At 63.3% G+C, this 1335-nt stretch carries 1 protein-coding gene; it reads right to left on the minus strand.

Translation table 11 applies throughout. The features are described 5' to 3' along the window. A partial coding sequence (locus HX846_RS37215) for a PHP domain-containing protein (RefSeq protein ID WP_256740464.1) occupies positions 1-1287 on the minus strand: 1287 nt, incomplete at its 3' end. Positions 1288-1335 lie beyond the last annotated feature (48 nt).

Raw genomic sequence — 1335 nt, forward strand, 5'->3', positions numbered from 1 at the left:
GACCTGATCCGGCGGCAACCCGAGGGCCTTGGCCACGTCGCGCACCGCGCCGGCGCCGTGATAGCTGCTGACCACCGCCGTCAACGCGGCGCGGGTACGACCGTAGCGCTGGAAGACGTATTGCAGCACTTCTTCGCGGCGTTCGTGCTCGAAGTCCACGTCGATGTCCGGCGGCTCGTTGCGTTCACGAGACAGGAAGCGCTCGAACAGCATGTTCATCAGGCTCGGGTCGATCTCGGTGATGCCCAGGGCAAAACACACCGCCGAGTTGGCCGCCGAGCCACGGCCCTGGCACAGGATCGAACGGCTGCGGGCGAAGCGCACAATGTCGTGTACGGTGAGGAAGTAGCTTTCGTAGCCGAGGTCGCTGATCAGTTCCAGTTCGTTATTGATCTGCTGGAGGGTCTTGGCGTCGACCCCTTTCGGCCAACGCTGGGCGATGCCTTGCTCGGTCAAGGTGCGTAACCAGGATTTTGCATCCTGGCCTTCAGGTACCAACTCCCTGGGGTATTGATAGCGCAATTGGCCGAGGTCAAAGGTGCAACGCCGGGCAATGTTCAGGGACTCTTCCAGCAAGTGCGCCGGGTACAGCGCGGCCAATGCATCGAGGCTGCGCAAGTGCCGTTCACCATTGGGATGCAGGCGCGCGCCGGCTTCGGCCACCGGGACGTGGTGACGGATTGCGGTCATGGTGTCTTGCAACGCACGGCGACCGCGCACATGCATATGCACATCGCCGCAGGCCACCGCCGGCAGGTGCAGGCTGGCGGCCAGGTTCAGGCGTTGCTCAAGGTGACGGGCATCGTTCTGGCCGCAATGCAGTTCCACCGCCAGCCACAGGCGATCGGTGAAGGTGCTGCGCAGCCATTGGATATGGGCCTGGGTATCGGTGTCTTCGACCATCCATAACGCGAGCAAGCCGTGTACCGCGGTGAAGTCTTCCTGCAGCAACCGGTAGTGACCTTTTTCCGCACGGCGACGGGCGATGGTGATCAGCCGGCACAGGTGTTGATAGCCTTCCAGGTTCTCCACCAGCAGCACCAGCTTGGGGCCGTTTTCCAGGCGCATCTCGCTGCCGATAATCAGCGGCAACCCGACTTCCTTGGCCGCCTGCCAGGCACGGACGATGCCCGACAAGGTGCATTCATCGGTGATGGCCAGCGCCTCGTAACCCTGCTGCCTGGCCCGTTCAAACAGCTCGCGGGCACTGGAGGCGCCCCGCTGGAAACTGAAGTTGGACAGGCAGTGCAGCTCCGCGTACTTCATGCAAACCAGCCTTGCAGCCACAGCGTGCCGCTTTCGCCCACGATGCGGTAAGCCCAGCCCTGCTGGCCG

Source organism: Pseudomonas sp. K5002 (genome assembly GCF_013386655.1).
Classification (GTDB): Bacteria; Pseudomonadota; Gammaproteobacteria; order Pseudomonadales; family Pseudomonadaceae; genus Aquipseudomonas.